Here is a 4,189-nt window from a genome sequence, read left to right as displayed (position 1 = left end):
TGAGAAACCTTTTATCAATGCTTTAAAAGGAAAGACACATACGAACCCACCCATGTGGCTTATGCGTCAAGCAGGACGTTATTTGGAAGAATATATGGCAATCCGCCGTTCTGTAAGTGGTTTTTTGGAGTTATGTTATACGCCGGAATTGGCCCATGAAGTTACCATGCAGCCAATTCGTCGATTTGGATTTGATGCTGCAATTTTATTTTCAGATATTCTGGTGGTACCGGACGCTTTAGGCCAAGAAGTTACATTTGTGCAGGGGGAAGGTCCAAAATTAAAACCTATTCGTTCCGCCGCAGAACTAACGAATTTTAATGAAGCTTGGCTCCATCAACGTTTGGAACCTGTTTATGAAACCATCCGTCGAATTCGTAAAGATTTAGATGAAACCTATCCAGATACAGCTCTTATTGGTTTTGCGGGCGCTCCTTGGACGGTTGCAACTTATGTGGTTGAAGGCTCAAGCAGTAAAGATTTTGCCAATACAAAATCCTGGGCTTATCAGGACCCACAAGGTTTTCAAAAGCTTATTGATATTTTGACCAGTTCGACAACCGATTATCTATTAGCGCAAATCGAAAATGGTGTTGAAGCGGTTCAAATTTTTGACAGCTGGTCTGGTGTCTTGGCAGAAAATGAATTCCGTAAATTCTGTTTAAAACCTGCGAAAAAAATTACCAAAGCTATTAAAGAAAAATATCCTGATATTCCTGTGATTGGTTTTCCGCGTGGTGCGGGCTTGATGTATCCAAATTATGTGGAAGAAACAGGTGTAGATTGTGTTGGTTTGGATACAACCGTTCCAACTGGTTGGGCGAAAGAAAATTTAGCGGACAAAGTCTGTGTGCAAGGTAATTTGGATCCACAAATCCTTTTAGCTGGCGGTGAAGAATTAGATAAAGCGGTTAAGAATATTCTTACAGATCTTTCCGGTCAGCCTTTTGTTTTCAATCTTGGTCATGGCATTATCAAAGAAACGCCGGTTTCTCATGTCGAAAGATTGGTCGATTTGGTTCGTGGACGCGTATAGGGATTTTCTGCTTCCAAAAAATAAGGTTTTCAGATGTCCGATAAACGTAAAATTGCTGTTGTCTTTTTTAATCTTGGGGGACCTAATTCTCCAGAGGCTGTTCAACCATTTCTGTTTAATTTGTTTAATGACAAGGCAATTATTGGTGCGCCGCAACCTGTTCGCTGGTTGATCGCAAAATTGATTTCCACAAGACGGGCACCGATTGCACGGGAAATTTACAAGGAATTGGGTGGTTCATCCCCTCTTCTTCCTAATACGGAAGCGCAAGCAGCTGCATTGGATAGGTATTTATCGGAGAATCTTGGGGAAGATACAGAAGCTAAAACCTTTATAGCCATGCGTTATTGGCATCCATTTGCCGCAGAAACCGTCAAAAAAGTAAAGGATTGGGGCGCTGATGAAATTGTTCTTCTACCTCTCTACCCCCAATTTTCGACAACAACCTCAGAAAGCTCTATCCATGACTGGAAAAAATCGGCAGCAAAATTAGGCCTAAAAAAGCCCACACAGAGCATCTGTTGTTATCCAACCCATGAGGGCTTCATAAATGGGGCCAGTGCGCTTGTAGAGGGTTCTCTGAAGGAATTAGCGGCTAATGGTATTAAAAGTGATATCCGTATTCTTTATACCGCGCACGGTTTACCGCAAAAGATTGTTGATGGAGGTGATCCTTATCAGTGGCAGGTAGAGCATACGGCCAAGGCAATTGCGGATCAGGTTTCTGATACTTTTGCTGATTTTAAGGATAGTGATTGGCGTTGTTGTTATCAAAGTCGTGTTGGGCCGCTTGAATGGATTAAGCCTTATACCGAAGATGAAATTATTCAGGCCGGACAGGATGGAAAAGCCCTAGTTGTGGTGCCAATTGCTTTTATATCTGAACATTCAGAAACCTTGGTAGAACTTGATATCGAATATAAAGAATTGGCTGAAGAAAACGGTGTGAAGCATTATACCCGTGTTGGCACTGTTGATTGTCATCCGGAATTTATAAAATCCCTAGGTGAACTTGTCATAGAACAAGTTAATATTGGAATTTCAGGTAAAACTCATTCTCAAGAAAAGACAAGAATCTGTCCAAAAAAATTCGATAGATGTATTTGTAAGTAATTGGAATAATTAAAAATGTTTGATTGGATCGATTATAACTGGGTAAAGGCCGTTCATGTGATTGCTGTGATTAGCTGGATGGCTGGATTACTCTATTTACCACGTCTTTTTGTCTATCATGTTGCTGCAACACCTGGTTCTGAACATTCTGAAACCTTGAAAATCATGGAACGTCGTTTGATGAAGGCAATTATGACCCCGGCAATGGGGGTGACATGGTTGGCAGGTCTTTATCTTCTCTGGGATGGTGGTTGGATGAGTGATGGCTGGATGCATGCAAAGCTGACATGTGTTGTTTTGATGTCTATTGCTCATGAAATGATGAAAAAATGGATGAAGGATTTTGCCAATGACAAAAATACAAAAAGTCAAAAATTCTTCCGCATTGCTAATGAGGTGCCGACTGTTTTGATGATTATTGTTGTTGTTATGGTGATCGTTAAACCTTTCTAGAAATTATAAAAGACCCCTTGCGCATAAATTTTTCTCTTGGTAAAAGAAAAAGCGTAGACAAAAAATTTAACTACGAAGTCGGAAAAATTCGATCGGATTACCACATTCGATCAAGACATAATCAAAAGATTAGTAATTTATTTTTCTAGTCGAGAGATATCAAACTCTCTCATCTTACTTACCTACCTTAACAATCGATATCTACACATCATAAGCGATTGAAATCTCATGCATCTAAAAGAACTTAAACAAAAGAAACCTTCTCAATTACTTGCTTTTGCCGAGGAATTGGAAATTGAAAATGCCAGCACCATGCGTAAACAGGAATTGATGTTTGCATGTTTGAAACAATTGGCCACCAATGATGTGGCGATTTTCGGCGAAGGTGTGTTGGAAGTATTACCAGACGGCTTTGGCTTTTTGCGATCGCCAGAATCTAACTATTTGGCGGGTCCTGATGATATTTATATCTCCCCTAGTCAAATTCGTCGTTTCGGTTTGCGCACAGGTGATACGGTTGAAGGTCAAATTCGTTCCCCAAAAGATGGCGAACGTTATTTTGCCCTGTTAAAAGTAAATAGTGTTAACTTTGATGAGCCTGAAAAAGTACGTCATCGTATTAACTTTGATAACTTAACACCGCTATATCCTGATGAAAAATTGGGTATGGAAATTGAATTCGGCGATAAGAAAAAACCGGATTTATCTACCCGTGTGATTGATTTGATTGCGCCGATTGGTAAAGGTCAACGTGCTTTGATCGTTGCGCCACCTCGTACGGGTAAAACAGTTTTAATGCAGAATGTGGCACATGCCATCGCGCAAAATAACCCTGAAGTTTATTTGATCGTATTATTGATTGATGAGCGCCCGGAAGAAGTAACCGACATGCAACGTAGTGTGAAAGGTGAAGTTGTATCATCTACCTTTGATGAGCCCGCACAACGTCACGTACAAGTTGCTGAAATGGTTATAGAAAAAGCAAAACGTCTTGTTGAACATAAACGTGATGTTGTAATCTTGCTTGATAGTATTACCCGTTTGGCACGTGCATATAACACGGTTGTACCATCTTCTGGTAAAGTATTAACCGGTGGTGTGGATGCAAATGCGCTTCAACGTCCAAAACGTTTCTTTGGTGCTGCCCGTAATATTGAAGAAGGCGGTTCATTAACTATCATCTCAACAGCCTTGATTGATACAGGTAGTCGTATGGATGAGGTTATCTTTGAGGAATTCAAAGGGACTGGTAACTCTGAAGTTATTCTGGATCGTAAGCTTTCTGACAAACGTGTCTTCCCAGCGATAGATATTACAAAATCCGGCACACGTAAGGAAGAATTACTCATGGGCAAAGACACATTGTCCAAAATGTGGGTACTTCGTCGTATTCTTAACCCAATGGGTGTTACTGATGCGATGGAATTCCTGCTTGGTAAGTTGAAAGATACCAAAAATAACGATGATTTCTTTGATAGTATGAACCAATAATCAAGTTATTGGTATAATTAAATAAAATAGCCTTACAAAACTGTCTGTGAGGCTATTTTTTTATCTCAGTTTTTGTGGATTTTTCGTCATCGTTAT

Annotated in this window: 4 protein-coding genes; all 4 read left to right on the top strand. The window is 40.0% G+C overall.

What is annotated here, in order from left to right:
• The coding region (hemE, locus tag E1160_RS00580; RefSeq protein ID WP_155153051.1) for a uroporphyrinogen decarboxylase at positions 1–1,036 on the top strand (1,036 nt) is incomplete at its 5' end.
• A gap of 33 nt (positions 1,037–1,069) precedes the next feature.
• On the top strand, positions 1,070–2,149 hold the full coding sequence (gene hemH, locus E1160_RS00575; RefSeq protein WP_155153050.1) for a ferrochelatase: 1,080 nt from the start codon (positions 1,070–1,072) through the stop codon (positions 2,147–2,149).
• Positions 2,150–2,164: 15 nt separating this feature from the next.
• Positions 2,165–2,602: a protoporphyrinogen oxidase HemJ gene (gene hemJ / locus E1160_RS00570; RefSeq protein ID WP_155153049.1), complete on the top strand. Its 438-nt coding sequence runs from the start codon at positions 2,165–2,167 to the stop codon at positions 2,600–2,602.
• Between the two features lie 228 nt (positions 2,603–2,830).
• A complete protein-coding gene (gene rho, locus E1160_RS00565; protein ID WP_155153048.1) occupies positions 2,831–4,093 on the top strand; it encodes a transcription termination factor Rho in 1,263 nt (420 codons plus the stop codon).
• Positions 4,094–4,189 lie beyond the last annotated feature (96 nt).

Origin of the sequence: Curvivirga aplysinae (assembly GCF_009711445.1) — a bacterium.
GTDB lineage: Bacteria > Pseudomonadota > Alphaproteobacteria > UBA8366 > Aestuariispiraceae > Curvivirga > Curvivirga aplysinae.
Note: the sequence above shows the minus strand (reverse complement) of the source record. Positions and strands in the feature narration are given on the sequence as shown.